Genomic DNA, 25263 nt, shown 5'->3' with positions numbered 1-25263 from the left:
GATCAGATCTCCAGTGCGCGTGCGATGTCCGGCCACGCGCGCCGCATCTCGTCCTGCCAGTACGGCCACGAGTGCGTGCCCTGATCGTGATAGACGATCGTCGCGGGGATCTGCATCGCGTTCATCTTGCGCTCGAACGACTGCGTGCAGTAGTTGGCGGCGGCCTCGAGCGGGCCGCCGATCGCGATGCGCGGCGCATCGGCGACACCACCCGTCTCGTAGCGTCCGGGAAGCCCGTTACCCGTCGAGACGTAGATCTGCTTGCCACGCAGCGCTTCCGCGTTCGCGGCGGGGTTGTGCGCGGTCCAGGCGGGATCGGAGTCGAAGCCCCACATGTTCGCTGCATCACCACCCTTGTAGGCGACGGTGCTGCGCACCGAATCGCGAGCGATCGGATCGGTGGTGTCGAGGCAGCCGCTGAACGCCGTCAGGCCGCGATACAAGTCGGGGTGGCGGGTGATCAGATTGCCGGCGCCCATCGCGCCCATCGACACGCCCGCGACGGCGTTGGCGCCGTTGCCGTGCATCTCGGAATCGATGATCCTGGGGAGCTCCTCGGTGAGGAAGGTTTCCCACTGCGGCTGGCCGAGGCCTGAGTCGGGACGCAGCCAGTCGGTGTAGTAGGCGCCGGTCCCACCGACGGGCAGGACGACGTTGACGGGCTTGTCGGCGAAGAAGTCGACGGCGTCCGTCTCGAGGGTCCACGTGCTCTCGGAGTAATCGGACTCCTCGCCCGCGCCGACGCCGTCGAGCAGATAGAGCGACGGGCGCGGCGTCTCGTTCGCGGGGTGGAGGACCTGGACCTGGACGATCCGGCCCATCGCGGTCGACTCGACGAACAGCGCCGTCCGGGTGTCGGTGATCTGCTCGACGCGGTCGAGGCGTGCGCCCACGCTGCGCGGCGAGTCCACCGCCCCGGCCGTCGGGTCGACGGGCTCGGCCGATGCGACGGTGACGGTCGATCCCAGCACGGCAGCCGCCGCAGCGACTCCGGCGACAGCGACGACTCGGCGGCCCACTCTCAAGATCCCTTACCCCTCGTTCGGCAAACGCAACCCTGCGCACAGTACAGCCGCAGCCGCCAGACTTCATCACGGCCCGGTAACGGAGAATGTGCCTGCCGGGACCGAGTTCGGTTCGCGCCGACCAGGCATCACGCGGGCAGTGGCCATGACAGTCGCCCTGCGCGAGTGCCAGCAGCTAGTCCCGCGCGAGGCGACCTCTCGCCTGCCGACCGACGTCGTCTCGCCCGCGTGGACGGAAGCCCCTGGCTCGATTCGGACACTCCGGCCCCTGTGTTCTCGGGGAAGTGCTCCGTCCACCCGGATAACTGTGCGAACGCCCTCGGCACGCACCACCGTGTACGACACCTGTCCGCGGCTACTCCTAGTGGCTCGTCGAAAGGAACCATGGCAAGGCGGATCGGGAACTCGGTCCACGTCCGGAAGCGCGGCGGCAAAGTTCAACGGGATCACTGTGCACCCGATCGGGGGACTGCCGTCTGGACGATCGACACCGCGAGCAAACCTGGCATGATGCAGCGATGACGATGGACCAACTCTTCGGGGAGGAGCCGGAGCAGTGGGGACTGCGCGGCGATCCGTATGTGTGGGCGGCGATCCGAGAGCACCTGGCCGGCCTTCCGCTTCCCGATGACGACGCGACGTTGGAAGAGACGCTCCTCGATGCCTTCACCACGGTGGTCGGCGCGGACTTGCGAACCGAGCTAGCTGATGAGGTCTACCGGACAGAGTTCGCCCACGGCGGCATGTCCAGCGGCCACGTTTGTATCCCGGTCTGGCGGGATCGCCTGATTCCACTACTGGTCAGTCGGGGGAAAAAGGCCTGAGTGGCGGCGGGGTGGGAGACTCCGCCGGACTCGGCATCGCCGTCCCGTCGGCCGGCGTCAACCTCGGGGCGCTGCAACGGATACTCGGGCACGCATCGGCCGCCCTGACGCTCGACACGTACGCGGATCTTCGACGACGATTCGAAGGCGTTGGAACCGCGCTCGATCGCGCACGATCACGAGCGAGTGTGGCCAATGTGTGACCAGACGGGCCGGGAGCAACCGAGCAGCAGGAGCAGGAATGAAGGCCTCTCCACCAGCACAAACAGGCGGAGAGCTCGTGCGGAAGCGGAGGGATTTGAACTCTCCCGAGCCTCCCAGTCGGCGCGTCGAAATGCGTCCTACCTGCGCGAAGCGGTCACGCCCAGTCGCGCTGATTCACCCAGATTCGTGGGCAAGTGTGGGCAAAGTGTGGGCACAGACCCGCATCATCGATTGAAGTTGGAGGCCTGACGGTCAGCTTCAGCGAAGTAGGCGCGCATGTCGCTGATAGCAATCTCCGTGTTGAGACCCCCAGCGGCCATCGCCGCGTTCCAGGGCCTTTCCTCGTGGGTCATGTCCCCCAAACGAAAACCGGAGTAAGCCCCGTACACATCTACGACCGCATCGACGTGCCTACGTTCGGCGTCGCCGAGCTTCGATGCATCTCCCATGGGCCACGCGTCGACATAGTTCCGACGGCGATGTTCGCGGTACAGGTCAGGACAGACAGGACCCATCCGCCAAGCCTCAAGCGGTTCCGGGAAGAGCACTGAGTCATTTCGTGCTACCCACCACCCCTGGCAGTAGTACACGAGCTTCTCCAGCTTCATGGTGCCGATGACACCAAACTTGCTGGTCAGGTACGCAGCCAAGTCATGAACCGATGCCATCTCCGCCACCTCCCTTAACCTCTGAGTCGACGCTAACACGGGGTACAGACAGCCGAGGAAGGCTCGCGGGGCTCTGCTGAACTAGGTGGAATCCGCTTCCAAGGAACCGGCCGTACAAGTTTGCGATCACCTCGTGGTCCTTCGTGAGCGCAGATTTCTGCGGCGAGTCGATCATCAGCATGCCGTACTCATGATCGTTGTAAGTAACGGGGACTGCGACGAAGGTCTTGTAGTACTTGTCCGTGCAGTCGAGGACGGCGCGCAGCTCAGCGGGGGGCTTTTCGGTGTCCTCAACCCGAATCGCCTTCCTCTCGTTCATCCGCTGGATCACGAACTTGCCGTAGTCAGTGGTCGAGTCGAACACCGATCGCGGCGGATCTGCTCGACCGATCCCGTTTCCGCACAAGAGAAGCGTCATAGAATCCTCGGCATGCTGCGGGCGCTCCGCCCCATCGACAAGGTATAGACAAACGCGTGACTCTAGCGTCGCAGTAGCCTTCGCAAGGCTATCCATCACGTTGGCGAAGTACCGGTCGAGATGGGGTCGGGTCTCCGAATCACCGGATCCGACCTGCGCGAGAAAGCTCGTTGTGTACTGCGGAATTCCAGAAAACGAGTTGCAGATCGTCCTCATCGCCTCTGAACGTGCCTTCGCAACCTCAGCTTCCATGACGCCCGCACGCTTCCGCTCGGACTTCTTGACCAGCGCATCCACGGCAAAGGAAACGACATAGAGGACCGCACCGAGAACTACGAGCTGCACCCGGTGTTCGGCGCCGTCCTTCCAGGCGAAAGCGAATGGTACTGCCGCCCCCGCAGCGAGGATCTTAGTGACGACGAAGATCCAAGTCCCGTCCCACCGCTTACTGCTGATGAATTTGTCCCAGCCCCGTTTCACCGGACAATTGTGGCATGCACCACTTTCAGTCCAGCGACGCCGGCCGGTAGTTGCCGTACAGGCCCCGTTCGTCGCCAGCGAGGTACTGCTCGTGCTGGATCTGTGCACGGGCTGCGAGCGCTGACTGGCGCGCCCGGACGCCATTGAGATGGTCGCGCCTCTTGTGACCGAGCGCCGTGGTCGCCATGTACACGCCCCAGACGACGATGCCGAGCACCACGGCGCCGACGATCCACTTCCAGTAGCTCAGCAGGAACGCGAGCACGAGGAACGCGGCGATCCATGCGAACAGGCTGCGCATTTGGCACTCCCCTCCCGCCTTCTGGGCGACCTAGTTTCGCACGGGCATCGGACATCCGAGCCTGATCGGGGTTGGCTGCTGCGATGACCTGCGTGGTCCTCAGGACCACACAGAACGACCCCCGAGCGGTGAGAGCTCGGGGGTCGAATGCATGGTTGTTCAACGCCTTCTAGACGGGGCTCGGCAGCACCCCACCGATCGATGACCAGTGGGCGACAAGGTCCTCAGATGCAGATTTCGCGAGGGCCGCGGTCAGCTCCTCTTGGGCTTCCTCGATGAGCTGTCGCCGGCTCTCATCGATCGTCGCGTTGAGCCGGGCCGTCTCCTTCTTCCAGCCTGGCATCAAGGCCTCCATAAGGTCCTCGCCGGGCAACTCGACGCTTGACAGCGACTTGATTTCTAGCAGTCGCGCGAGGTGGTCGAGAGGGACTAGGTCAGTGCCTGCGACAGCAATTCCTTTGCTGCACGCAATGCCCTGGCGGAGGGCAAGACGGAGCGTCACGAAGTCAAAGGGCCGATCGGCCGGATCCCATTGCAGCTGACCGAGATCGACGGGGTTCTTCCGGAGAACCGATTCGAGGGTCTGTTTCGAGATGTCGAACCACTCGAGCTTGAGGTCGGGACGGATCAGGTAGTACACGGCAGTCCTTTCGAAGAATCGCGCATCCGACGCCCGATTTGGCAGCGCAACGCCAGTCGGGATGCCTTGCAGAACCAACTATCGGTTTGGATGGCTGGGATGCTCAGCGTCCAGCACGTCAGCCGACTCTCCGAGCCAGCGGCCCACCTCCCGCGCAGCCGACGGCAGGAGGTCGAAGACCAGGCGCTCCGCGATGTGCCCCTCCTCATCGGTTCGATACAGAGACAGTTCGACGTCGTTCTGCTCGCCCGCCTCCGATCGACCGACGCCGACCTTCCACTTGCCATCTGTTGTGGTGATCGGGATCGGCCCGTTGTATTCGCTCATGGCTGGACAACGTACTGGACAAACCTGACATGAACGCCGGAACGCACCCGGGTAATGGGCGCGCGGGGTCGTTCTGGTGTTCGGCGCTGGTCGGGTCCTGGTCGGTGAGGAAGGCCGTGCCACTTCGCCGGCCCTACCTCCCCGTCGCCACATGAAGATGCGCGAACGGTGGCGCGGGTGAGCTTGACGCCGACCGGACCTAGTCGGGGTTGAAGCCCGGTCAGGTCGGTATCCGGGGCGCGCGGCGGCCGTACAGCGTGCATTTCGCATCGAGGGCGGACCGAAACAGCTCGAGCGCCCCACCTGACCAGCCGTGCTCGTCGGCCCAGGCCTCACGGGCGGACGACCACAGCTCGTAACTGTCGGCAGCGGTGTCGGCCGGCCAGTCGGCGGCGTCGAACGTCCGTAGGCGTGCCGGGACGGCCTGCTAGGGCGTCGCGGTGTCCGGCCGGCGCCTACGCATCGTCGCCCTCGGCGGGCTCGTCGGCGTCGTCGGGGATGCCGAGCATGCGCAGTAATCGGGTGAGAACGAGCCGCTGCTGGCGCGCTTCGGTCAGCGCCGGGTGCGCCTTGCGGCCCTGCGGGGACTCGATCACGACGCCATCGGCCGCGGCGATCGCGACGAGGTCGTCGATCGTGTCGATGGTGCGGCAGCATTCGAGCAGCATGACCTTCTCGTGTTCTGCCAGGGCGAATCTGGCGAGGACGGATCGCCAGAGGCGTCGGCCACCGGTCTTCAGCGGCATCGGGGGCTTCGAGATTCGGGTCGTGGTGGCCACGGTCCGGACTCCTTTCGGTAGGGCCGATTTGTTCAGGACGTCGGGGGGAGATCGGACGCCTCGCCGTGTGGCTTCCGCCGACCCTCGCAGGGGGTGTGCCCCTCCCCTGGCCAGGTCTGATGAGCGGGACCGCCTCACCGGTTGCGGTGGGCGGTCCCGTGGGCGCTGGAAGGGTCTTCGGCTGCGAACGAGTGTGGCCTCCCCCTCCATCGCTCCCCGTGCACCGTGACGGCTGCCTGGCGGTGGGGTGACGTTGACGCCCATACCGAGCTACGTCGTCCAGTCCGGTGGGGAATCGGGCGCCCGGAACTGCTGGGGGCGCCGGTACTCGTTGCCGTCGGCGTCGATGATGACCGACTCGTTGGTGTCGAGGTTGAAGTGTCGGGTGTAGCTCGTCCCGTCGATGTCGACTGTGTCGACCTCCATACGCCCGCCTCCCAGCCTCACCCTGGCGACGGGATCGTCCGCTGCGCGCTGAGCGTCTTGCGCGTTCTGGTCGCGCAGCTCTGCGAGCTTCTCGCTGTCGGCGATCACGGTGTCTGCAGCTGCGTTGCTCTCGTCGATCTCGCGCGCGATTCTCTCGCTCGCTGCATCGTCGACAACCGCTGCTATCGGCCGGGCGAGGAAGTCCGGCGAGATCTGCCCGTCGTGCCATCCCGCGATCGAATCGAGTGCCGCCATGTTCCGCGGCGGCGGTTCGCTCCCGAGCGCCGCGTGCGCGCGCTCAACCATCGCCGACGCAACGTCGCGGCCGCGCTTGGCGGCAGCCAGGTCTACGAGGGCCTGTACCCACGGCTGATCGGCGAGGGCTGCGCGGAACTGTCGTTCGGCCTGGCGCGTGGCCGTGCCGAGCGCTGCCTGCACGCCAGGGGCGACGTGCTGGAGGTAGTGCCGGGCCCATGCCTGCTCGGGGGTGTCGGCCGCAACCTCGTCTCGGGTTGCCGGCGCGGGCGTCGCCTCGACCGGCTGGAAGCCCTTGCCGTCGATCGCGATGCGTTCGGCGTTCACTTGCGACCCTGCTCTGCAGTTCGGATGTCGTCGAATGCCTGCGCGAGCCGGTCGACGCCGGGCCGGGGCCGAGGCGGAGGTGCGGTGTTGCGGGCCTCGCTCAGCAGGGTGCGGTACTCGCCGTCGTCGAGCGCGGCGATGTAGTCGATGATCTTTCGTCTTTCCATGTCAGGCAACCTTTCTCATGGCGTACTGCTCGGTCACGCTCTGGCGGTCGAGTAGCCAACGGCCGAAACTCGGTTACATCACCATCGGCGAGGTCGGGCCCGACTGGCTCGAGCGCAAGGAGGCCGACCTGAAACCGTCGGCGTACCGGTCGCTCGAGACGGTGTGGCGCGTGCACGTCGAGCCGCGATGGGGCCGCGTCCGCCTGGCCGACGTCGACCTCGACTCGGTCGAACACTGGATCGCCGATCTCGGCCGCACGAAGACCGTCGACGGCGAGAAGGTGAAGGGCCGCGGCCCGTCCGTCGTCATCCGCGCCTACGGCGTCCTCGCCGGCATCCTCGACACCGCGGTGAAGTCCGGCCGCCTGGCGAAGAATCCGGCCCGCGGCGTCGAAAACCTTCCCCGTAAGCAGCCGAAGGCGCGCGTGTACCTCGACCACCAGCAAGTCGAGGCGCTCGCGAGCAAGGCCGGCGACCGACGCACACTCGTCCTCCTGCTCGCCTACACGGGCCTGCGATGGGGCGAGGCGGTCGGCCTACGGGTCAAGCACCTCGACCTCCTACGGAAGCGCCTACACGTCGTCGACAACGCGGTTCAGGTGAACATGGAGATGCACGTCGGCACGCCGAAGAGTCACACGACGCGGTGGGTGCCGGTCCCCGAGTTCCTGGTCACCGAGCTCGCGCGCGAATGCGGGGGGCAAGGGACGCGAGGATCTCGTGTTCCCCGGCCGAGACGGTGAGTACCAGCGCCGCTCTGTGAGCTTCACCGGATGGTTCACGAAGGCCGTGGAGAAGTCGGGCGTCCCCCGGGTTACTCCACACGACCTCCGGCACACCGCGGCGTCGCTGGCTGTGTGGGCCGGCGTCAATGTGAAGGCGCTCCAGCGGATGCTCGGGCACGCGTCCGCGGCGATGACGCTCGACACGTACGGACCTGTTCGACGACGACCTCGAGGCCGTGGGCAGCGCGATCGATCAGGCACGATCGGCGGCAAGTGTGGGCAAAACGTGGGCACGGGCCGACTGACCACACAAACCCCAAGCAACAGAAAAGGCCCCGAACTGGCGATTGACACCAGATCAAGGCCTTTGCCACTCCGCGGAAGCGGAGGGATTTGAACCCTTCCGAACTCCGAGGCCAGGAGCCGAAAACCGTCCTGACCTGCTATTTCAGGTCGTGCTCGATCACCCTGGATAACCCAGAATTGCGGGCAAGTGTGGCCAAAGTGTGGCCACGGCGCGATTGCCGCAGTCCTGGATCTAGGATCCGCTATGGCCTTCTTCAATCTGGTCGGCGGCGGTGCCGGGATCATTGCGATCGTGACGCTGCTCTACATGGAGTGGCAACGTCGCGCCGAGAAGTACGCCCGAGAGACTGTGGGGCTGACGATCTACCTCGACACACCTGGGATAGCTGTCGACGAGGGGGATGGGAAGCTCCGGAGGCTACACAAGCCTCGATTGGTCCCGACCGGCCCCGGAGTGTGGCGGGACGTTCGCCCGACGGTGTGGGGAGTCGAGCCCGATCGGTGGAAGGGCCAGGTTTCGAGCGTCCGGGAGCTCAGTTGCACTTCAGACCCGCTTTCAGTCGAACTACATCTCACACTCGCTGAAGAACACCGGGCATGGTTCGGGGTAACCCACAGCACTACATACTGGCGGGGGCTCCGAACCGAGGCAGTTCGCGCAAACCTGGGCAACGGCATCATCGAACATTGGCGATGGCGACGGCCCGGCTGGTTCTGGGGATGGCTGGAAGGGCAACGCTGGCTCCGGCTCCTGGGCGGCGGCAAGAAGCGGCGGAGAGGCCGCTGGATCCGAGTCCGGGAAGGCTCGCTGGAAGACTGGCAAGGACCGTCCTACGACAGTAGTCGGCCTACGAATCCGGAATACCCGTCGGAGACCCCGCAGCGGTAGTCCCCTCTTCCCTCCCCGAGCCGAATTCCACACGGCCGCGAGCCTGTGCCGGGGCCGGCGGAACGGCGAACTGAATCCGGCCCTGTAAAAAAGCGGGACTACCGCTGCGGAGTCTCGATGGTGGGGGTGCCTGGATTTTCTGGGGGGCGTGGGTGAGGGCCCCGGGTGGTGTCCCGGGGCCCTCGTGTGTTCGGCGCTGGCAGGGTCTGTGTCTGACAAAAGGGGGCCTGGCTCGCCTGCCATGCATTCCCGTTGTGAGCTCTCGGTCCATGGGTCCGAGTGGGGTGAGTTTGACGCCGAGGCTGTGTGTCAGTGCCCGAACAGTGCGTGGTAGACCTCGTCGCCGTCGTCGGTCCTGTTCCTGGCTCGTGTTCGGGGTGTGGCGAGGTACTGCTGGATGCCGGCCTCGATGGCGTCGGCTTCGGCGATCAGTTCCTGTTGGTTGATGCGCTGGCTGCTGTCGCCGACGATGCTCATTCGCATGTGGTCAGCTCGTCGCGTTGATGCCGGTGATCTTGACGGCGGCGGACGGGTTGGTGACGGCGAAGGCCGGCACTGCGTAGGACTGGATCCAGGTTGCTCGGTGGTGGCGGTCGTCGATGGTCTCGGTGGTGAGGGGCCGTTCGAAGGCGACGACGCCGGCCTTGCCCTGCTCGACGAGGTAGGCGGTGTCGACGGGGATGAGCATGGACGACTTGACCTCGGTGATGCCGGCGCTCTCGAGGGCGGCTGCGAGTCCTTCGCCGTAGCCGATCTTGAGGGCCATGTGCATCTCGGGGTGCAGGAGTAGGACGTTGAGTGTTCCGCCGCCGAGGTCCTGCGCCTGGGAGATGAGGTTGGCTCGTGCGAAGTCGGCGGTCGGCCGGTTCGCGTTGGGTGTCAGCTGGTCGTTGGGGCCGGCGGTGACGAGCTCGTGCCACTTGTGGCCGGGAACGGGGGCGATGCTGTGCTTACTCAGGGCGGCGTCGAGTGCGGCGATGGCTACCTGGTCGATCTTGCGGACGATGGTGTTGGCCTGCTGGATCAGCTTGTTCTTGAGGGTGATGGTGTCGTTGCGCTGGACCTCTTCGTCGAGGACCTGGATCTTCGATCCCCAGTCCTGCGGCTTGGCGAGGTCGAAGTCGAATTCGCCGTCGTTGACGATGTACTCGGCGCCCGGGGATCGTTGCTCGACGTCGCGCATGCTGAAGTTGGAACCGTGGACGAGGACGGAGTAGACGAGTCCGCCGCCTTCCACCTTGTTCGTGGATGTGCCGAACAGCGCGGGCATGATGAGCCGGTTGGCCGTGAGCTGGGCAATGTTCGCGTTCAGTGTCGCCGGGCTCTTCAGGATGGCGTCGAACGATACGCGGTTGTTGTCGAGGGCGGGGACGAGCGGTGAGGGGGGCATTGTCGTGGCCTTCCGTCAGTGGGTGTTTCGGTAGTCGTCGAGGGCGGTGGTGGGGATCCACCATCGGTGTTGTCGTCTGGTCGCGGTGAGGCGTCCGGTTCGGCAGAGCCATCGGACGCCGTCGCGGGTGATGCCGAGTTGTGCTGCGGCGGTGTCGGTGTCGATGACGCTGTCCTGGTCGAGAGTCAACTGGGTGATGATGTCGATTGCTTCGGTGCTCGCGTCTGCGCGAGTGTTGCTGTGGTGGATGAGGTCTCGGCGTATCGCGGCGATCTGGGGTGCGAGGCGGGAGCCGGAGCGTTGCGCGAGGTGCTCGAGGGCGTCGAGTGCGGTGACGAGTTCGGTTGCGGTGTCGCGGTCGATGAGGATGCCGTCGACGTGTGCGATGTGGTCGTTCACCGTTCCTCGTCTCGGTGTCGGCGGCGCGGCGGGTAGCGGCGTGGCAGTTCGTCGTCCGGGTCGGGGTCGGCGTGTTCGTGGAGGGCGGCTTCGACGGTCCGCTGGTGGACGAGTTCGCGGCGCTGAGCGAGTTCGGGGGCGAGGTCGAGGGCGAGGTCCGCGAGCGCGGTCAGCAGTCCGGGGAGGTCGCGGGATTCGGCGGTCATCATCTCGAGCGCCCGGTAGTGGAATCTGATGGTGTCGTTGACTGTGCCACCGGTGGTGCGCATTTCACGTTCCGTGGCGTCGCGGAGGTCGATGCAGTGTCCGAGGATCGCGGCGGCTTCGCGGCGACTGGTCATGTAGTTGTAGCCGTCGTGGTCGTTCATGGGTGGTCCTGTCGGGGTGTGGGCCAGGGCATCGCGCGGTGGCCGAGGAGTCGTTCGTGTCCTGCTGCGGCGGCGAGAGGTAGCCCGGTGACGGCGGGGCGGAGGTGGTCTCGTGAGCCGTCTTGCCGCTGCCGGTTGCAGAGGTGATGCAGCAGCCGGTCCGCGGTGATGCCGCCGCGGGATCGTGCGATCGAGTGGTCGGCTTCGAGGGGCATTCCGTCCGGGTTGAGCGCCGGGTCGCGGTGGAGAGGCTGTCCGCACCACCAGCACGGCGTGCCGTCGACGAGGGCACCCAGGAGGCGGTCGCGGTTCTTGCGGTGCTGGTAGCCGAGGCCGCGGGCGTGCGCGGACTTCTTCGGCGGCATGTCAGGCCCCGTCCGGGACGATCGCGAGCCGCGGCCGGATGGAGAGGGTCGCGGTCACTGTCGACGGCGGCGTGACGGTGACGGTGACGCGGCCCTCGTCGCTGTCGAACTCGATGCTCTGCACGCTCGCCTGCGCGGCATCAGCCGGCCACAGGTGCATGAACGATCGCCGCGGCGCGTACTCGGTGTGGCTGAAGATGGGGCGGCCGTCGCTGTAGTGCGTGCAGTCGCCGAACTTCGCGGCGGCCGCGCGCAGTTGGAGGCGGAGTTCGTCGATCTCGGCGATCGCGCTGTCGCGGGCCTCGGGGCTGGTTTCCTCGTCGGTGAGGGTTTCGCAGCCGTGGCCGATGACGGATTCGGCGTAGTGCGCGAGCCATGCGAGGTAGTCGGCGGCGGTGGGGTTGGTGGTCATGCTGCGGTGTCCTTTCGGGGGCGGCCGGGCGGCCGGGAGGGGTTGCCGACGAGGCGGCCGGCGACGACACCCGCGGTGCGGGTGGTCGTGGCGCACGCGTCGATCACGGGGCACTGTGCGCAGAGCTGCTTGGCGGCGGCGTGCCGGTAGTGGCGGTCCTCGGCGGTCTCGTCGTCGCGTTCGAGGTCGAACAATTCGGGGCGACCGGAGCAGGCGGCACCGGACAGCGCCGGTTGGTCGGCGAGGATCTGGCCGAGGAGGTCGACCCACGACGTTGCCTCGGGGCGGCGGCTCACTGTCTCGGCTCCGGCGCGGCGGTGATCGTCCGGGCGGGGTCGATACGGTCGAGGACGTAGTTGAGGTCGCGGGCGAACGACGCTGCGATCGAGTGCGCGGTGTCGCGAGCGGTGTACGTTCCGTCGACTTTCAGCAGTACGTCGTAGCCGCCTTCCGGGGTCTGCGCGACGACGACCTCGAGCCACTCGCGGCGGGCATCGAGGAAGTCGTCGGCGGTCTCGTACGCGCCGATCTGGTCGTCGTATTCGGTCATGATTTCGGCCTTCCGTTCGGGTCGGTCGTCCTGGTGTCCTTGTGGCTGCCTGTGGCGCGTTTCCCCAGGTCGCTACTCTCGGTGGGGTGCGATGGGGTACCAGTGGTACCCCACCCCGATTCACCCTTGACCTGCGGGATTACGTGGGGTACCTGAGGTACCCCAGTACCCCACTACGGTTGCTCGTCCGACAGCTCGAAAAGCTGCCTGTCGCCGTCCTGGATCATGCGCACGACGCCCTCCTCGGCGAGGTCGTCGAGCACCGGCTGAACGTGCGGCCGGATCTCGAATTTGGTGCCCTTCGAGATGTCCCGGAGGGGCACGCGTCCGTGCTTCTTGAGGCGTCGGAGGATCGCACCGCGGACCCGTTCGATCTCGGCGGCGTGCTTGTGGTCTTCGACGATCGCGGCGCGTTCTCCGTCCGCCTGGGCGCGCGCTCGGTTCACTGCGCGGGCGCTCTCGGTGAGCGTCCGCTCGATGCCGGCGCGGGTGCGGTCGGACACGCGCATGACGACACCGGACAGGTGCCAGTCCTCCTCGCTGCACACGCTGCGGCCGTCGAGGAGCATCAGCCCTACGGCGACCTTCAGTCGGGTGAGCATCCGGTGACCGTCGAGCGGGTCGACGTCCTCACCGCGCAGCGTCGCGAGCCGGTGCCGGTCCATCTCGCGTCGCGCGATCTCGGGGATCTGGAGATGCACGGCGGTGGTGGGCCACTTCGGCATCTTCACGACGAGCGGGTCCGGGGTGGCTGGCGGTTCGTCCGGAGCGTCGGGGTCGCCGACCGGCGCGTACACGAACCGCTGCGGGGTGCCGCCGTCCGCGTCGTGGAGCAGCGGGCGCGCCTTCTGCGGCTGGACGCCGAGGATCAGGCACAGGCGGTAGGAGTGGGCGGGCAGCACCGACCGCGTGGCCCTCGAGGCGTTGTTGAACCCGGCCTGCTCCCCCATGTTCAACTTCCGCAACTCGGGCATGAGGGTGGAGCCCTGCCGAGACCCGAGCGCTGCGAGCGAATCGACTTCCGGGGCACTGACGATCGCGCGGGTGCGGCGCGACGTCTCGTCCTCGCCCGGCGCCGGCAGGAACGTCTTCACGAGCCCTTCACCGCTGCCGAGCGGGAATTCGTCGGTCTCGATGTCATGGCCGGTGTGGTCGACGAACCGCACTGCGTCACGCGATGCGCCCTCGGCGACGCCCTTTCCGCCACCCGAGGGCCCGACGAGCGCGACGAACAGGTTGCAGGACGCGGCGGAGCCGATCGAGGCGGGCAGCATGACGGGCGGCTCGAGCGCGGCGATCGCGCGTGCGAGGGTGCAGTCGAGGACGGCCCAGAGGCCGGCACGTCGGGCACGGGCGAACTCCCGGATGTGGGAGAGCGCGGGGCGTGCCTGCCAGAACTCCTCGTATCCTCGGTGCAGCTCGATGACGTTGGCTGTCATGCCTTCTCCCCTCGCAGTGCGCCGAGCCGCCGGTCATGTGCAACGAGCGTGGTTCCGAGTCCGCGTAGGTATCCGACGAGCTCGTGCTCGGGCCAGCTGTGCGCGGCCTCCACCAACGACTTGCCGGCGAGCTCGTACTGCCAGCGGTATGCGTCGGCGACGACAGCGGCCGCGTACCCGCGGAGGGCGAGTGGTTCGGCACCGGCGGTCGTCGCGTCGATCAGCGCGCGGCGCGCGTCCGGGGTCATCTGCCCGGTCCGTGTCAGTTCGTCTGCGACGCAGACCGTCCCGTGAGGTCGACCCTGTTTCGTCAGGTGACGAATCGTGCGGAGCAGGCGGCGATATCCGGGATGCTCGACGTCGTTGTCCGCGACGTGCTCGAGGACGCTGCACACGCTCTCGCGGCTCGCGGCGATCAGGGCACCGACGAGGAGTGCGGCCGCGTCCGGGTTCGCACGGTCGGTGAGGCGCACGTCGTCGTGTCCGAGTGTCGTGGTCATGCTGCACCGCCGTTCACTCGGCGGTGGCAGACGGGGCCTCGGTGCCGGCGTACGTACTCGGGGTCGCTGATCCACGCGCCGCACGTGTCGCACTTGATCGCGAGCCGGAACGTGTAGCCGCGCAGGGCGGCTCGTAGGAGTCGGTCGGCGGCGTCGATAACTCGCTCGTCGAACGGTTCGGGGGACGTATCCTCGGTGGTACTGGTTCGGGGCACTACGGTGCCTTTCTCTTGGAGCGGGGCCGGTGACACTGCGGAGAGGGGCAGTGGCACCGGCCCCGTTCGCTGTTCAATGGAGGTGTGCGGGTTCCGTTGAACGCTTCTGTTCAGTTGTGGTCGTGCGGGTTTCGCGCGTAGTCGTGGGCGAAGTACGCCACGAGCGCGATGTTCTCGACGGTGAGGATGATCGCGACGAACGCGAACTCGAGGCTCACTGCAGGCCCTCGCGGATCTCGGCGTCGGCCTGGACGGCTTCGGGGTTGCGGCGGATCTCGCGGCCGGTGTTGGGGTGCTCGGCGGCGTAGCGGGCCCAGACTGCGGCGGTCGGGTCGCCCTGGTCGGACACCGGGGCGAAGCCGTCGCGGTAGAGCTGCCGGACGATGCCGATCGCGCGGTCGAGCTGCTCGCGGAGCTGCACCGCTTCGGCGAGTGTTAGCTCGGCTTCCGAGTCCTCGCGGACGCCGAGCATGTGAAGCAGCACGGACGGCAGACGGTCCGGGTCGTAGGCCTGGTCCAGCGTGACACCAACAGCGAGGGCCGGGGCCCTACTGCCTTCCCAATCGGCGTTGGCGGACATGGACAGCGACGCCGTGACGTACTTGTCGGGCAGCGAGTTGTGTTCGTCGACCAGGCCGCTCGTGCGGCACCACCAGTACGGGCAGGCATCGGTGTTGTGGTCGATGCGGGTATGGCGATCTACCATGGGGGTCGAACTCCTTCTGCTCAGTTGGCTGTTCGTCTGGCCCTCGTCCTCGGTTGCCGCCGAGGCGAGGGCATCTCTTTCGGCTCGTCGCCTGTCCTGTTCTTCGCGGAACGCTCGGTACGTCCGCGTCCCCTGCGCTCCCTCGGCCTCGAGGTCGGCGAGGGTCTGCGCGAGCGCCTCGTCCGACGCCGCGACTCGCGGCATCAGACAGCGCGCCGGTCGTCGGTGCGCTGCAACAGATTCGCTTCGGTCCAGGCGTGAACGTCGTCCCAGCGGTAGAGCACACGCCGTCCGTGCTTCACGAACTTCGGACCGATCCCCCTGTACCGGTCGTTCGTCAGCTTGGTCGTGGTGGTGCGCAAGTACTGGGCGACCTCTTCCGGTGTCGCAAGTGGTGCGGTCATCGCACTTTCCTTTCGTGAGCGGGTCCTGCATTGCCCGCTCAACAAGTTGTATCGTGAGTGAGCGTGATTTGCAAGTAGCGCGCACGATCGAGTGTTGGACCACGCGCGCAACCGCGTGGCACGCTCAGCAGATGCCGAACATCGAAAGAAGGTCGTCCCCCATGCCTGACCATGAAGTCGCACCGGGCCTGTTCGGGTACGCGAGCGTCGATGTTTCCGCCGGCCCCGAGGATGGCTACGCCTACGCCTTGACCGCCACAGTCGAACCGCGTGGAGGGAAGTACGTAGTGACCCGCCTCGTCGCCGACCAGGTGGAGGGCGGGCCCCCCGTGCAGCGCGGGGAACTCGCGAAGATCTCAGTCGAGCCACTGATCCGCGAAGCTGCGCGAGAAGCCATGCAGGCAACGGGAAGTGATACCTGGCGGCCGATCACACCGACTGGCGAGTTCTGGGACCGGATCGAATCCGGCGAAGGCATCATCGACGAGGACCTCCCCCAGCTTGCGGCGCTCTACCGATGGGTACGGCTTCAGGACGGTAGGCCGACCGCAATCATGGCTCGCGACTTCAAGGTCTCACCCGCGACCGTCAGACGCTGGCTGTCACGCGCCGTCGAGGCAGGTCATCTCACGCAGGAAGAACGAGCGAAGTGACTGCCCATGGCGACGATTGAGCGCTACGAGACGAAGGCCGGCCCGCGGTACCGGGTGCGGTACCGGACGCCCGATCGTCGATCCACGCAACGCCGAGGCTTCACGACGAAGCGTGCCGCACAGGAATTCGCTGCGACTGTCGAGGTCGAGAAGATGCGCGGCGAATACGTACCGCCGTCGCTCGGCACCATCACGATCGGCGAGCTGGGCCCGACGTGGCTCGAGCGCAAGGAGGCGGATCTGAAACCATCCGCCTACCGGTCCCTCGAGACGTCGTGGCGCATCCACGTCGAACCGCGGTGGGGGCGCGTCCGGTTGTGCGACGTAGACCTCGATGCCGTCGAGCGGTGGATCGCCGACCTCGGCCGCACGAAGACCGTCGGCGGCGAGAAGGTGAAGGGCAGCGGCGCCACGGTCGTCATCCGCGCGTACGGCGTCCTCGCTGGGATCCTCGATACCGCGGTGAAGTCGGGGCGGCTCGCGAAGAACCCCGCACGCGGCGTCGAGAACCTGCCCAGGAAGCAGCGGAAGCCGCGTGTGTACCTCACGCACGCGGAAGTCGACGCGCTCGCCCGGGAGGCCGGCGACCGGCAGACACTCGTCCTGCTGCTCGCCTACTGCGGTCTGCGGTGGGGTGAGGCGATCGGGCTACGTGTCCGGCACCTCGATCTGCTGAGGAAGCGGCTGCACGTCGTCGACAACGCAGTGCAGGTGAACATGGAGATGCACGTCGGCACCCCGAAGTCGCACACGACGCGATGGGTGCCGATACCCGGGTTCCTCGTCGACGAACTGGCCCGCGTGTGCGAGGGGAAGGGTCGCGACGATCTGGTGTTCCCAGGCCGCGACGGCGAGTATCAGCGACGGTCGGTGAGCTTCACCGGATGGTTCACGAAGGCCGTGCAGCGGTCCGGCGTCCCGAGGATCACTCCGCACGATCTGCGGCATACCGCGGCGTCGCTCGCCGTGTCGGCCGGCGTCAACGTCAAGGCGCTGCAGCGGATGCTCGGGCACGCGTCGGCGGCGATGACACTGGACACGTACGCGGACCTCTTCGACGACGATCTCGAGGCCGTTGGAACCGCTCTCGATAGCGCACGATCACGAGCGAGTGTGGCCAAAGTGTGGCCAATCGGGACGGAAGCAACCGAGCAGTAGGCGTAGAAAAGCCCTCCACCAGCACAAACAGGCGGAGGGCTCGTGCGGAAGCGGAGGGATTTGAACCCCCGGTACCTCTCGGTACGCTCGCTTTCAAGGCGAGTGCATTCGGCCGCTCTGCCACGCTTCCCTGCTGGCTGATCCCAGCCGAGCGAGTCTATCGAACCAGGGCTCGCGTTCCGGAATCAGCGGCTCTCGATGGTGCGGTTCACCCGCTCGAACACGTCGCCGAGCACCTTCAGTTGATGCTTCGTGACGATGTCGACGAGGTTCGCCCGCACCTCGCGCACGTGCATCGGCGCGGCTTCTGCGAGCCGCCGCAGCCCCTCGTCGGTGATGACGGCACGCACGCCGCGCCCGTCCTCGACGCAACTGTCGCGGGTCACCATTCCCTGCTCTTCCATCCGCCGGATCTGGTGGGTGAGCCGGCTCCGCGACGACAGGATCCCGTCCGCGAGGTCGCTCATCCGCGACGCTCCGTCGGGCGACTCGCTCAGCAGAACGAGGATCCGATAATCCGCAAGCGTCATGTCGTGTTTCGCCTGCAAGTCGCGGTTGAGCCGGTCCATGAGGCGCTGGCTGCCGTCCATGTAGTTGCGCCACGCCCGCATCTCGTCGTCGGTCAGCCAGGGCGTCCTTCGGTCGAGGTGGTGGTCTGTGGGCACGCCGACAACGATAGTGGGACGAATTGTGAGACAGCACATCGAGGAGGGCTCAGCCCGGTTCGTCCGAAACCTCCCTCGAGTACCCGGCGCCCCACTCGTCGAGCCACCGAACAGCCGGTTCCAGCGTCGACCCGAGTGGCGTGAGCGAGTACTCGACGCGCGGCGGCACCTCCGCGTACACCGTCCGTTCGACGATGCCGTCGGCCTCGAGTTCGCGTAGTTGCCGCGTCAGCACCCGCGGATTGACGGGCCCGACGAGCCGCCCCAGCTCACCGAACCGCCGCCGTCCTCCGAGCAGTTGCTTGACGACGGTGAGCTTCCACGCCCCACCGAGGACTGCGACGGCGACCTCGACCGGGCACACCTGCGTCGCTGCGACGACCTGCTTCCGCATCGCTCACCTCGATACTTACTTTTCTGTCCCTATGTGCCGAGAATGCCGGTACTTCCGTGATCTGCACCGAACGTGCACCGTCGAAGGATGACCGACGACGACCGCGCACGCAACGTCCTCTGGCTGCTGGCCCACCCCGATCACCGTTCGCTGTCCCACGCACTGTGCGCCGACGGCGTCGCATATCTGCGAGCACTCGGCCACGGCGTGCACCTCGTCGACCTCCACGCGGACGGCTTCGATCCGGTGCTCACCGACGCGGACACCGAACCGGGCGCGGCGACGCTCTCGGCGCGGCAGCGCGACGCCACCGAGCACGCGACGCTGCCACCGGAGATCCTGCGCCACCAGGACGCCGTCCGTGCGGCGGACATCCTGATAGTCCAGTTCCCACTCTGGTGGTACGGCATGCCGGCGATCCTCAAGGGCTGGTTCGACCGCGTCTTCACGAACGGGTTCGCGTTCGGCATCCGTGACGCCGCGGGCCGCGTCCGCAAGTACGGCGACGGCGGGCTCGCAGGCCGCCGTCTGCTCCCGATCGTGACGGCAGGAGACCGCGCCACGGCCCTCGGCCCGCGCGGAAACAGCGGCGATCTCGAGGACGTGCTGTGGCCGCTGCTGCACGGGACGGCGCACTACACCGGCATGGCACCGCTGCGTCCGCACCTCGTCGCGTCGGTGCATCACCGCGGCGACGCCCTCGCCGAGACCGCACCCGAATTGCGCGCCAGGCTGAACGGCGCCTTCGCCGAGGAGCCGCTGCGGTATCGCACGCTGACCGGCGGCGACTACGGCGCGGACCACGCCCTCGCCGAGCACATCGCCCCGAACGCGACCGGTTTCGCGATCCACCGAGCGGGCTGCGATCCGTTAGCGTCGAGGCATGCGCGCGATCACGATCTCCGAACCCGGCGGCCCCGAGGTGATGGTGTGGGGTGAGGCGCCCGAACCCGAGTTGCTGCCCGGCCACGTCCTGATCGACGTGCGTGCGACGGCCGTCAATCGCGCCGATCTGCTGCAGCGGCAGGGGAAGTACCCGCCGCCGCCCGGCGCGAGCGAGGTCCTCGGGCTCGAATGCTCGGGCACGATCGCCGCTCTCGGCGAGGGCGTGTCGGGCTGGTCGATCGGCGACGAGGTGTGCGCACTGCTCGCGGGCGGCGGATACGCCGAACGCGTCGTCGTCCCCGCCCAGCAGGTACTGCCCGTCCCGGCGGGAGTGGATCTCGCCGCCGCAGCGGGACTGCCCGAGGTCGCGTGCACCGTCTGGTCGAACGTCGTCATGCGCGGCCGCGTCACGACCGGCGAGGTGTTCCTCGTCCACGGCGGTGGCAGCGGCATCGGGACGCACGCGATCCAGCTGGCCAAGGCGCTCGGTGCGACCGTCGCGACGACGGCAGGCTCGCCAGGCAAGCTCGAACGGTGCCGTGAGCTCGGCGCCGACATCACGATCGACTACACGAACGAGGACTTCGTCGAGGTGCTCCGCGACCTCACGGACGGCCACGGCGCGGACGTCATCCTCGACAACATGGGCGCGAAGTACCTGCCGCGCAACGTCGATGTGCTCGCGAAGGACGGCCGGCTCGCGATCATCGGAATGCAGGGCGGCGTGACGGGCGAGCTGAACATCGGTGCACTGCTCGGCAAGCGCGCGACCGTGACCGCGGCGGGCCTGCGCGGGCGCCCGGTCTCGGGAGCCCACAGCAAGGGCGAGATCGTCGACGAGGTGCGCCGTCACGTGTGGCCACTGGTCGAAGCGGGCCGCGTCGTGCCCGTGGTGAGCGCGGAACTGCCGATCGCCGACGCCCCCCGCGGACACGAACTACTCGACTCCCCCGACAACGTCGGAAAGGTGATTCTGACGATCGACGACTGAACGTCAGCCGAGTGCAGCGAGTTCCTTGACCAGCTGATCGATCTCGAAGCGCGTCGTGTACGGCGCGAGACCGATCGTCACGGCTCCCCCCGCCTCGTTGACGCCGAGCGAGTCGAGCAGTCGCGAGCCGCCGTGCGCCGCGCTCAGCGTCGCGATGCGGCGGTCCGCGAGGTGCGTCACGACCTTGTCGGCGGCGACCCCGTCGATCGTGAACGAGATCGCCGGGACGCGGCTCGTCGCGCGACCGATGAGCATCACGTGCGGCAGCCGGTCGAGCGCCGACAACAGATGATCGAACAGCGTGTCGTGGTAGTGCTGCAACGACGAGATCGACGCTTCGAGCCGCTCGCGTCGCGAGCCCGACGCCGACTCGTCGAGCGAGGCGAGGAAGTCGATCGACGTCGTGAGACCCGCGAGCATCGCGAACTGGTGCTCGCCGATCTCGAGCCGCTCGACGCCGCGCGCGAACGGATCGAGCGACAACGACGGAATGCGGTCGAGCATCCCGGGATCGCGGAACACCAGCGCGCCCGCCTGCGGGCCGCCCCACGACGACCCGTCGACGGCGACGACGTCGGCGCCCAGCTCGGCGAGATCGATGTGCGCATAGGGTGCCGCGCCGTTCGCGTCGACGACGGCGAGACCGCCCACCTCGTGGACGCGGTCGGTGGCGGCGCGCACGTCGGGCGCCGTCCCCACGACCGGCGAGGCCGCCGTGAGCGCGACGAGGCGCGTCGTCGACGAGATGAGCTCCTCGAACTGCCAACTCGGCAGCTCGCACGTCTCGATGTCCACCTCGGCCCATCGCACCGCGGCACCGTAGCGGCCCGCGATCCGCAGCCAGGGCGAGACGTTCGCCTCGTCGTCGAGCCGCGAGAGCACGATGCCGGTCCCGAGACCGAGCCGGGTGCTCAGCGATTCGGCGAGCCACGCGAGCAGGACGGCGCGATCGGCGCCGAGCACCACTCCGGCGGGATCGCCCCCGACGAGATCGGCGACGGCGGTGCGGGCGGAGTCGAGCACGGCGGCACTGCGCCGGTTGGACATGTGGCGCCCGCTCGGCGACGGCGCGGACGCACGGAATGCGGTGGAGACGGTGCGGGACACGGCGTCGGGAATCTGCATTCCCGCCTGCGGATCGAGGTGGATCCAGCCGTCACCGAGGGACGGGATCAGACCCCGAACCCGGGCAACGTCGTACGCCATGCTGGACACTCTAAGACCCGCTCGCCCGGACGTGCGCGCCAGGATGATCCTTCGCACACGCACTCCCGGCAGCGTCACACGAGCGGGAGGGGCTGACGCGAACCGCACCGACCCGCCAAGATGGAGGCATGACGAACCCCGAGAACGACCGCGTGATGGTGATCGGCCCCGACGGACGCCCGATGGCGGTCCCCGTCTCCGCGACGTCCGACGGCACGAACTCCGGGGAGGCCGGCGACGCCTCCGCCGAGCAGAACAAGGACAACGACCCGGTCGGCGAGATGGTCGAGCAGCCCGCGAAGGTCATGCGCATCGGCACGATGATCAAGCAACTACTCGACGAAGTGAAGGCAGCACCGCTCGACGACGCGAGTCGCGCGCGGCTCAAGGAGATCCATCGCACGTCCATCCGGGAACTCGAAGAAGGCCTCGCCCCCGAGCTGCGCGACGAGCTCGAACGCCTCGCGCTGCCCTTCGAGGACGACACCGTGCCGTCCGACGCCGAACTGCGGATCGCGCAGGCGCAGCTCGTCGGCTGGCTCGAGGGCCTGTTCCACGGCATCCAGACGGCGCTGTTCGCCCAGCAGATGGCGGCACGCGCCCAGCTCGAGCACATGCGCCAGGGCGCGCTGCCGCCCGGCCTGACCCCCGGACCGCAGGGCCCGGTCCAGCCGGGCGGCGACACCGGAACCGGCAACTACCTGTGACGACGGACTCGCGGGCGGCGACCGGGAGAACGCCGTGCACGAGTGCGCGCGGTACTCTCGGTTGCCGTGTCGGCATCCGCGATCGAATCCCCCGCACCGGACGGTGAGCTACCCGTGTCGGACTCACAGACTTTCCGGCGGGCATTCCAGGACCTGCGGGACGGGTTCGCGCAACGTGAGCTGTGGCTGAGCCTCGGCTGGCAGGACATCAAGCAGCGTTACCGGCGCTCCGTGATCGGTCCGTTCTGGATCACGATCGCGACGGGCGTGCAGGCGACGGCCTTCGGCATCCTGTACTCGGCGCTGCTCGACATCCCGCTCCAGCAGTTCCTGCCGTACGTGACGGTCGGTCTCATCGTCTGGAACGTCATCAGCGCGAGCATCCTCGAAGGTTCCGAGGTGTTCATCGCCAACGAGGGGCTGATCAAACAGCTACCGGCGCCGCTGAGTGTCCACATCTATCGGCTGGTGTGGCGGCAGATACTGCTCTTCACGCACAACCTGCTGATCTACTTCGTCCTGCTGTTCGCGTTCGGGGTGTGGCGCGAGATCACGTGGACGTCGATAGCCGTCGTACCCGCGCTCGCCCTGCTCGCGCTCAACGCGGTGTGGGTGTCGCTGCTGTTCGGCATCATCGCGACCCGCTACCGCGACATCGCGCCGATCCTCAGCTCATTGACGCTGATGCTCTTCGTCCTCACGCCCATCATGTGGACGACGGAGAGCCTCGAAGCGCAGGGCGGCGAGGTCGCGAAACGAGCGCGGATCGCCGAGCTCAACCCGCTGTTCCACTACCTCGACATCGTCCGCGCCCCGATGATCGGCGCCGATCAGGAGGCGTACCACTGGTACATCGTGCTGACGATCACCGTCGTCGGCTGGGCGCTGGCGTTGTTCGCTCTGCGCAAGTACCGTTCTCGCGTCGCATACTGGGTGTAGGAGTCGACATGAGCGTGAGTATCGAAACCCGCGACGCGTGCGTCGACTTTCCCATCTTCGACGCGAAGTCGCGGTCACTGAAAAAGGCATTCCTCGGCAAGGCCGGCGGATCGATCGGACGCAACTCGTCCGACGTCGTCGTCGTCGAGGCACTGCGTGACATCACGATGTCGCTGAGCGAGGGCGACCGCATCGGTCTCGTCGGCCACAACGGCGCCGGCAAGTCCACACTGCTGCGCCTGCTGTCGGGGATCTACGAGCCGACGCGCGGCGTCGCACAGGTCCGCGGCCGCGTCGCGCCCGTGTTCGACCTCGGTGTCGGCATGGACCCGGAGATCTCCGGCTACGAGAACATCATCATCCGCGGTCTGTTCCTCGGGCAGACGCGCAAGCAGATGCTCGCGAAGATGGACGAGATCGCGGAGTTCACCGAGCTCGGCGACTACCTCGAGATGCCGCTGCGCACCTACTCCACCGGCATGCGCGTGCGTGTCGCGATGGGCGTCGTCACGAGCATCGACCCCGAGATCCTGCTCCTCGACGAGGGCATCGGCGCCGTCGACGCGGAGTTCATGAAGAAGGCCCGCACGCGGCTGCAGGCGCTCGTCGAACGCTCCGGCATCCTCGTGTTCGCCTCCCACAGCAACGAGTTCCTCGCGCAGCTGTGCGACAGCGCGATGTGGATCGATCACGGCCAGATCCGCATGCACGGCGAGATCGAGGACGTCATCCGCGCCTACGAGGGCGACGACGCCGCCGACAACGTCGCGCGCGTCATCGCCGACATGAAGCGTGAGGAAGAGAAGGACCGCCGCGGCTCGTCCGAGCGTGGGAAGGGCGGTGAGCGCGGGAAGGGCGACGGCCGCGGTCTCGACGATCCCGAACGCCGGGACGGCGCCGCGTGAGCGACGGCTCCCCCGAGACGATCATCGGTGTCGTCGTCACGCACCGTCGTCGTGAACTGCTCGCCGAATCCCTGAAGGTCCTCGCAGCACAGTCGCGTCCGCTCGATCATCTCGTCGTCGTCGACAACGCCGACGAGCCCGAGGTGCGCGCGCTCGTCGAGACCGCGGGCGTCCCCGCGACCTATCTGGGCTCGAAGCACAACCTCGGCGGTGCCGGCGGGTTCGCGCTCGGAATGCTCTACGCGCTCTCGCTCGGCGCCGACTGGCTGTGGCTCGCCGACGACGACGGCCGGCCCGAGGGAACCGAGGTCCTGGAGACGCTGCTCGGCTGCGCGCAGCGGCACGGCCTCGCCGAGGTGTCGCCCGTCGTCGCCGACATCGCCGATCCGGACCGCCTCGCCTTCCCGTTGCGGCGAGGCATCGTGTGGCGCCGGCTGCGGTCGGAGTTGTTCACCGACGCCGACGACCCGAGCGACCCGAGCGAAGACCTGCTGCCCGGCATCGCCTCGCTGTTCAACGGCGCGCTCTTCCGCGCGTCGACGATCGACGCGGTCGGCGTGCCCGATCTGCGGCTGTTCGTGCGCGGCGACGAAGTCGAGGTGCACCGACGGCTCGTTCGCTCGGGCCTGCCGTTCGGGACGTGCCTCACGACGGCGTACCTGCATCCGGACGGCGCCGACGAGTTCAAGCCGATCCTCGGCGGCCGCATGCACACGCAGTACCCCGACAACGAGACGAAGCGCTTCTTCACGTACCGCAACCGTGGCTACCTGCTGTCGCAGCCCGGCCTGCGCAGGCTGCTGCCACAGGAGTGGGTGCGGTTCGGCTGGTACTTCCTCGTGACACGCCGCGACCCGAAGGGGCTCGCCGAATGGGTGCGGCTGCGTCGCGCCGGCCGCCGCGAACAGTTCGGCCGCGACTGACGGGTCAGGCTCTCTGGTGAGGCTCCCTGGTCACGTGAGGCTCCCTGGTCACGCTCCCGCTGCCCAGAAGGTCGGTGAGTCGGGTTCGGTGTCGTAGACCTGCCCATCGGGCATGGTCCAGCGCAACAGCCCGTCGCCGAGTTGCCGGACGGTCATGCGGCCCTCCGTTTTCCAGCGATGGTGGCGCCGACACAGGCAGGCCAGGTTCGCTTCCTCGGTCCAGCCACCCTCACTCGGGTTGGCGTGGTCGAACGGGACCGTGTGGTCGATGTCGCACGACGATGCCGGGACCGGGCAGTGCGGGAAGCGGCACACCCCGTCACGTGCG

36 protein-coding genes, 1 tRNA gene and 1 pseudogene are annotated in these 25263 nt (G+C 67.4%); 12 read left to right on the top strand and 26 right to left on the bottom strand.

Going from position 1 to position 25263, the window contains the following annotated elements; genetic code table 11:
* Positions 1 to 2: 2 nt before the first annotated feature.
* Positions 3 to 1019, bottom strand: coding sequence for an alpha/beta hydrolase (locus tag RR1_RS16845; protein WP_010840093.1), 1017 nt, complete (start codon positions 1017 to 1019; stop codon positions 3 to 5).
* Between the two features lie 524 nt (positions 1020 to 1543).
* Between RR1_RS16845 and RR1_RS16840 the strand changes: the two genes are divergently transcribed.
* Positions 1544 to 1849: a hypothetical protein gene (locus tag RR1_RS16840; protein ID WP_040775294.1), complete on the top strand. Its 306-nt coding sequence runs from the start codon at positions 1544 to 1546 to the stop codon at positions 1847 to 1849.
* Positions 1850 to 1896: 47 nt separating this feature from the next.
* A pseudogene (locus RR1_RS23205) lies at positions 1897 to 2052 on the top strand (site-specific integrase); the annotation flags it as partial.
* A gap of 225 nt (positions 2053 to 2277) precedes the next feature.
* Here the strand turns inward: RR1_RS23205 and RR1_RS16830 are convergent.
* The 8 genes from RR1_RS16830 to RR1_RS22375 form a co-directional block, all read right to left on the bottom strand.
* The gene (locus RR1_RS16830; protein WP_071990787.1) at positions 2278 to 2721 is read right to left on the bottom strand and encodes a Panacea domain-containing protein; all 444 of its coding nucleotides are present in this window, start codon (positions 2719 to 2721) and stop codon (positions 2278 to 2280) included.
* The gene (locus tag RR1_RS16825) at positions 2705 to 3619 is read right to left on the bottom strand and encodes a GAF domain-containing protein (RefSeq protein ID WP_040775296.1); all 915 of its coding nucleotides are present in this window, start codon (positions 3617 to 3619) and stop codon (positions 2705 to 2707) included. Before RR1_RS16825 ends, RR1_RS16830 begins: the two co-directional genes overlap by 17 nt.
* Positions 3620 to 3644: 25 nt before the next feature.
* Positions 3645 to 3920 (bottom strand): hypothetical protein, encoded by a 276-nt coding sequence (locus RR1_RS16820; protein WP_010840096.1) that lies wholly within the window; start codon positions 3918 to 3920, stop codon positions 3645 to 3647.
* Between the two features lie 169 nt (positions 3921 to 4089).
* Positions 4090 to 4560 (bottom strand): hypothetical protein, encoded by a 471-nt coding sequence (locus RR1_RS16815; protein WP_010840097.1) that lies wholly within the window; start codon positions 4558 to 4560, stop codon positions 4090 to 4092.
* A 78-nt stretch (positions 4561 to 4638) separates the two neighbouring features.
* On the bottom strand, positions 4639 to 4887 hold the full coding sequence (locus RR1_RS16810) for a hypothetical protein (protein WP_040775298.1): 249 nt from the start codon (positions 4885 to 4887) through the stop codon (positions 4639 to 4641).
* Between the two features lie 455 nt (positions 4888 to 5342).
* Positions 5343 to 5666, bottom strand: a complete 324-nt coding sequence (locus tag RR1_RS16805; protein WP_010840099.1) for a hypothetical protein — start codon at positions 5664 to 5666, stop codon at positions 5343 to 5345.
* Between the two features lie 270 nt (positions 5667 to 5936).
* Positions 5937 to 6674, bottom strand: a complete 738-nt coding sequence (locus RR1_RS16800) for a hypothetical protein (RefSeq protein WP_010840100.1) — start codon at positions 6672 to 6674, stop codon at positions 5937 to 5939.
* Complete coding sequence (locus RR1_RS22375; RefSeq protein ID WP_010840101.1) at positions 6671 to 6841, bottom strand: hypothetical protein; 171 nt, start codon at positions 6839 to 6841, stop codon at positions 6671 to 6673. Before RR1_RS22375 ends, RR1_RS16800 begins: the two co-directional genes overlap by 4 nt.
* 17 nt (positions 6842 to 6858) lie before the next feature.
* Between RR1_RS22375 and RR1_RS16795 the strand changes: the two genes are divergently transcribed.
* Together RR1_RS16795 and RR1_RS22945 are read left to right on the top strand one after the other, a co-directional pair.
* Complete coding sequence (locus tag RR1_RS16795) at positions 6859 to 7584, top strand: tyrosine-type recombinase/integrase (protein ID WP_010840102.1); 726 nt, start codon at positions 6859 to 6861, stop codon at positions 7582 to 7584.
* Positions 7562 to 7963, top strand: coding sequence for a tyrosine-type recombinase/integrase (locus RR1_RS22945; protein WP_307718150.1), 402 nt, complete (start codon positions 7562 to 7564; stop codon positions 7961 to 7963). The genes RR1_RS16795 and RR1_RS22945 overlap by 23 nt, the downstream gene beginning before the upstream one ends.
* A 1107-nt stretch (positions 7964 to 9070) precedes the next feature.
* Here the strand turns inward: RR1_RS22945 and RR1_RS22370 are convergent.
* The 12 genes from RR1_RS22370 to RR1_RS16740 form a co-directional block, all read right to left on the bottom strand.
* Complete coding sequence (locus tag RR1_RS22370) at positions 9071 to 9244, bottom strand: hypothetical protein (RefSeq protein WP_010840103.1); 174 nt, start codon at positions 9242 to 9244, stop codon at positions 9071 to 9073.
* Between the two features lie 4 nt (positions 9245 to 9248).
* Positions 9249 to 10151 (bottom strand): major capsid protein, encoded by a 903-nt coding sequence (locus tag RR1_RS16790; RefSeq protein ID WP_010840104.1) that lies wholly within the window; start codon positions 10149 to 10151, stop codon positions 9249 to 9251.
* A gap of 15 nt (positions 10152 to 10166) precedes the next feature.
* Entirely contained in the window at positions 10167 to 10550 is a 384-nt protein-coding gene (locus RR1_RS16785) for a helix-turn-helix domain-containing protein (protein ID WP_010840105.1), read from the bottom strand.
* Positions 10547 to 10918: a hypothetical protein gene (locus tag RR1_RS16780; RefSeq protein WP_010840106.1), complete on the bottom strand. Its 372-nt coding sequence runs from the start codon at positions 10916 to 10918 to the stop codon at positions 10547 to 10549. Before RR1_RS16780 ends, RR1_RS16785 begins: the two co-directional genes overlap by 4 nt.
* On the bottom strand, positions 10915 to 11283 hold the full coding sequence (locus tag RR1_RS16775; protein WP_010840107.1) for a hypothetical protein: 369 nt from the start codon (positions 11281 to 11283) through the stop codon (positions 10915 to 10917). Before RR1_RS16775 ends, RR1_RS16780 begins: the two co-directional genes overlap by 4 nt.
* A gap of 1 nt (position 11284) precedes the next feature.
* The gene (locus RR1_RS16770) at positions 11285 to 11695 is read right to left on the bottom strand and encodes a hypothetical protein (protein WP_010840108.1); all 411 of its coding nucleotides are present in this window, start codon (positions 11693 to 11695) and stop codon (positions 11285 to 11287) included.
* Positions 11692 to 11991, bottom strand: coding sequence for a WhiB family transcriptional regulator (locus tag RR1_RS22365; RefSeq protein ID WP_010840109.1), 300 nt, complete (start codon positions 11989 to 11991; stop codon positions 11692 to 11694). Before RR1_RS22365 ends, RR1_RS16770 begins: the two co-directional genes overlap by 4 nt.
* Positions 11988 to 12245, bottom strand: a complete 258-nt coding sequence (locus RR1_RS22360) for a hypothetical protein (protein ID WP_010840110.1) — start codon at positions 12243 to 12245, stop codon at positions 11988 to 11990. The genes RR1_RS22365 and RR1_RS22360 overlap by 4 nt, the downstream gene beginning before the upstream one ends.
* Before the next feature lie 173 nt (positions 12246 to 12418).
* A complete protein-coding gene (locus RR1_RS16755) occupies positions 12419 to 13684 on the bottom strand; it encodes a hypothetical protein (RefSeq protein ID WP_010840111.1) in 1266 nt (421 codons plus the stop codon).
* Positions 13681 to 14184: a hypothetical protein gene (locus RR1_RS16750; protein ID WP_010840112.1), complete on the bottom strand. Its 504-nt coding sequence runs from the start codon at positions 14182 to 14184 to the stop codon at positions 13681 to 13683. The genes RR1_RS16755 and RR1_RS16750 overlap by 4 nt, the downstream gene beginning before the upstream one ends.
* Before the next feature lie 429 nt (positions 14185 to 14613).
* Complete coding sequence (locus RR1_RS16745) at positions 14614 to 15105, bottom strand: hypothetical protein (protein WP_143153878.1); 492 nt, start codon at positions 15103 to 15105, stop codon at positions 14614 to 14616.
* Positions 15106 to 15308: 203 nt separating this feature from the next.
* Complete coding sequence (locus tag RR1_RS16740) at positions 15309 to 15509, bottom strand: helix-turn-helix transcriptional regulator (protein WP_010840116.1); 201 nt, start codon at positions 15507 to 15509, stop codon at positions 15309 to 15311.
* Between the two features lie 161 nt (positions 15510 to 15670).
* Between RR1_RS16740 and RR1_RS16735 the strand changes: the two genes are divergently transcribed.
* Together RR1_RS16735 and RR1_RS16730 are read left to right on the top strand one after the other, a co-directional pair.
* Positions 15671 to 16162, top strand: coding sequence for a helix-turn-helix domain-containing protein (locus RR1_RS16735; RefSeq protein WP_051111326.1), 492 nt, complete (start codon positions 15671 to 15673; stop codon positions 16160 to 16162).
* A 6-nt stretch (positions 16163 to 16168) separates the two neighbouring features.
* Positions 16169 to 17320, top strand: a complete 1152-nt coding sequence (locus tag RR1_RS16730) for a tyrosine-type recombinase/integrase (RefSeq protein WP_010840118.1) — start codon at positions 16169 to 16171, stop codon at positions 17318 to 17320.
* A gap of 45 nt (positions 17321 to 17365) precedes the next feature.
* Here RR1_RS16730 and RR1_RS16725 read toward each other — a convergent pair.
* The 3 genes from RR1_RS16725 to RR1_RS16715 form a co-directional block, all read right to left on the bottom strand.
* A tRNA-Ser gene (locus tag RR1_RS16725) sits at positions 17366 to 17450 on the bottom strand.
* A gap of 55 nt (positions 17451 to 17505) precedes the next feature.
* On the bottom strand, positions 17506 to 17931 hold the full coding sequence (locus RR1_RS16720) for a MarR family winged helix-turn-helix transcriptional regulator (protein WP_051111330.1): 426 nt from the start codon (positions 17929 to 17931) through the stop codon (positions 17506 to 17508).
* A gap of 103 nt (positions 17932 to 18034) precedes the next feature.
* Positions 18035 to 18379 (bottom strand): winged helix-turn-helix transcriptional regulator, encoded by a 345-nt coding sequence (locus RR1_RS16715; protein ID WP_010840120.1) that lies wholly within the window; start codon positions 18377 to 18379, stop codon positions 18035 to 18037.
* A gap of 87 nt (positions 18380 to 18466) precedes the next feature.
* On the opposite strand from RR1_RS16715, the gene RR1_RS16710 reads away from it, so the two are divergent.
* Positions 18467 to 19318: an NAD(P)H-dependent oxidoreductase gene (locus RR1_RS16710; RefSeq protein ID WP_010840121.1), complete on the top strand. Its 852-nt coding sequence runs from the start codon at positions 18467 to 18469 to the stop codon at positions 19316 to 19318.
* Complete coding sequence (locus RR1_RS16705; protein ID WP_040775304.1) at positions 19263 to 20255, top strand: NAD(P)H-quinone oxidoreductase; 993 nt, start codon at positions 19263 to 19265, stop codon at positions 20253 to 20255. The genes RR1_RS16710 and RR1_RS16705 overlap by 56 nt, the downstream gene beginning before the upstream one ends.
* Before the next feature lie 3 nt (positions 20256 to 20258).
* Here RR1_RS16705 and RR1_RS16700 read toward each other — a convergent pair whose 3' ends face one another.
* Positions 20259 to 21461, bottom strand: coding sequence for a cysteine desulfurase-like protein (locus RR1_RS16700; RefSeq protein ID WP_010840123.1), 1203 nt, complete (start codon positions 21459 to 21461; stop codon positions 20259 to 20261).
* A gap of 128 nt (positions 21462 to 21589) precedes the next feature.
* Here RR1_RS16700 and RR1_RS16695 point away from each other — a divergent pair, with 128 nt between their 5' ends.
* The 4 genes from RR1_RS16695 (at position 21590) to glfT1 (ending at position 24935) form a co-directional block, all read left to right on the top strand.
* Positions 21590 to 22168 carry a bacterial proteasome activator family protein gene (locus RR1_RS16695; protein WP_010840124.1) on the top strand — a complete coding sequence of 193 codons (579 nt, stop codon included), beginning with the start codon at positions 21590 to 21592 and terminating at the stop codon, positions 22166 to 22168.
* A 66-nt stretch (positions 22169 to 22234) separates the two neighbouring features.
* Positions 22235 to 23107: a galactan export ABC transporter permease subunit Wzm/RfbD gene (gene wzm / locus RR1_RS16690; RefSeq protein WP_040775307.1), complete on the top strand. Its 873-nt coding sequence runs from the start codon at positions 22235 to 22237 to the stop codon at positions 23105 to 23107.
* Positions 23108 to 23115: 8 nt separating this feature from the next.
* A complete protein-coding gene (gene wzt / locus RR1_RS16685) occupies positions 23116 to 24012 on the top strand; it encodes a galactan export ABC transporter ATP-binding subunit Wzt/RfbE (protein WP_010840126.1) in 897 nt (298 codons plus the stop codon).
* Complete coding sequence (glfT1, locus tag RR1_RS16680) at positions 24009 to 24935, top strand: galactofuranosyltransferase GlfT1 (RefSeq protein WP_010840127.1); 927 nt, start codon at positions 24009 to 24011, stop codon at positions 24933 to 24935. Before wzt ends, glfT1 begins: the two co-directional genes overlap by 4 nt.
* 48 nt (positions 24936 to 24983) lie before the next feature.
* Here the strand turns inward: glfT1 and RR1_RS16675 are convergent.
* Positions 24984 to 25263: HNH endonuclease signature motif containing protein (locus RR1_RS16675; protein WP_143153877.1), on the bottom strand; the 280-nt coding region annotated here is incomplete at its 5' end.

Source organism: Rhodococcus rhodnii NBRC 100604 (genome assembly GCF_001894925.1).
Taxonomy (GTDB): Bacteria; Actinomycetota; Actinomycetes; order Mycobacteriales; family Mycobacteriaceae; genus Rhodococcus_F; species Rhodococcus_F rhodnii.
Note: the sequence above shows the minus strand (reverse complement) of the source record. Positions and strands in the feature narration are given on the sequence as shown.

Bases quoted from the DNA above. Each gene is read 5' to 3' on its own strand.
- RR1_RS16840 (WP_040775294.1), top strand. From the start codon at position 1,544: ATGACGATGGACCAACTCTTCGGGGAGGAGCCGGAGCAGTGGGGACTG.
- RR1_RS16830 (WP_071990787.1), bottom strand. From the start codon at position 2,721: ATGGCATCGGTTCATGACTTGGCTGCGTACCTGACCAGCAAGTTTGGT.
- RR1_RS16820 (WP_010840096.1), bottom strand. From the start codon at position 3,920: ATGCGCAGCCTGTTCGCATGGATCGCCGCGTTCCTCGTGCTCGCGTTC.
- RR1_RS16810 (WP_040775298.1), bottom strand. From the start codon at position 4,887: ATGAGCGAATACAACGGGCCGATCCCGATCACCACAACAGATGGCAAG.
- RR1_RS22375 (WP_010840101.1), bottom strand. From the start codon at position 6,841: ATGGAAAGACGAAAGATCATCGACTACATCGCCGCGCTCGACGACGGC.
- RR1_RS16795 (WP_010840102.1), top strand. From the start codon at position 6,859: ATGGCGTACTGCTCGGTCACGCTCTGGCGGTCGAGTAGCCAACGGCCG.
- RR1_RS22370 (WP_010840103.1), bottom strand. From the start codon at position 9,244: ATGCGAATGAGCATCGTCGGCGACAGCAGCCAGCGCATCAACCAACAG.
- RR1_RS16790 (WP_010840104.1), bottom strand. From the start codon at position 10,151: ATGCCCCCCTCACCGCTCGTCCCCGCCCTCGACAACAACCGCGTATCG.
- RR1_RS16780 (WP_010840106.1), bottom strand. From the start codon at position 10,918: ATGAACGACCACGACGGCTACAACTACATGACCAGTCGCCGCGAAGCC.
- RR1_RS16775 (WP_010840107.1), bottom strand. From the start codon at position 11,283: ATGCCGCCGAAGAAGTCCGCGCACGCCCGCGGCCTCGGCTACCAGCAC.
- RR1_RS16770 (WP_010840108.1), bottom strand. From the start codon at position 11,695: ATGACCACCAACCCCACCGCCGCCGACTACCTCGCATGGCTCGCGCAC.
- RR1_RS22360 (WP_010840110.1), bottom strand. From the start codon at position 12,245: ATGACCGAATACGACGACCAGATCGGCGCGTACGAGACCGCCGACGAC.
- RR1_RS16755 (WP_010840111.1), bottom strand. From the start codon at position 13,684: ATGACAGCCAACGTCATCGAGCTGCACCGAGGATACGAGGAGTTCTGG.
- RR1_RS16750 (WP_010840112.1), bottom strand. From the start codon at position 14,184: ATGACCACGACACTCGGACACGACGACGTGCGCCTCACCGACCGTGCG.
- RR1_RS16745 (WP_143153878.1), bottom strand. From the start codon at position 15,105: ATGGTAGATCGCCATACCCGCATCGACCACAACACCGATGCCTGCCCG.
- RR1_RS16740 (WP_010840116.1), bottom strand. From the start codon at position 15,509: ATGACCGCACCACTTGCGACACCGGAAGAGGTCGCCCAGTACTTGCGC.
- RR1_RS16735 (WP_051111326.1), top strand. From the start codon at position 15,671: ATGCCTGACCATGAAGTCGCACCGGGCCTGTTCGGGTACGCGAGCGTC.
- RR1_RS16730 (WP_010840118.1), top strand. From the start codon at position 16,169: ATGGCGACGATTGAGCGCTACGAGACGAAGGCCGGCCCGCGGTACCGG.
- RR1_RS16720 (WP_051111330.1), bottom strand. From the start codon at position 17,931: ATGCGGGCGTGGCGCAACTACATGGACGGCAGCCAGCGCCTCATGGAC.
- RR1_RS16715 (WP_010840120.1), bottom strand. From the start codon at position 18,379: ATGCGGAAGCAGGTCGTCGCAGCGACGCAGGTGTGCCCGGTCGAGGTC.
- RR1_RS16710 (WP_010840121.1), top strand. From the start codon at position 18,467: ATGACCGACGACGACCGCGCACGCAACGTCCTCTGGCTGCTGGCCCAC.
- RR1_RS16705 (WP_040775304.1), top strand. From the start codon at position 19,263: ATGCGCGCGATCACGATCTCCGAACCCGGCGGCCCCGAGGTGATGGTG.
- RR1_RS16700 (WP_010840123.1), bottom strand. From the start codon at position 21,461: ATGGCGTACGACGTTGCCCGGGTTCGGGGTCTGATCCCGTCCCTCGGT.
- RR1_RS16695 (WP_010840124.1), top strand. From the start codon at position 21,590: ATGACGAACCCCGAGAACGACCGCGTGATGGTGATCGGCCCCGACGGA.
- wzt (WP_010840126.1), top strand. From the start codon at position 23,116: ATGAGCGTGAGTATCGAAACCCGCGACGCGTGCGTCGACTTTCCCATC.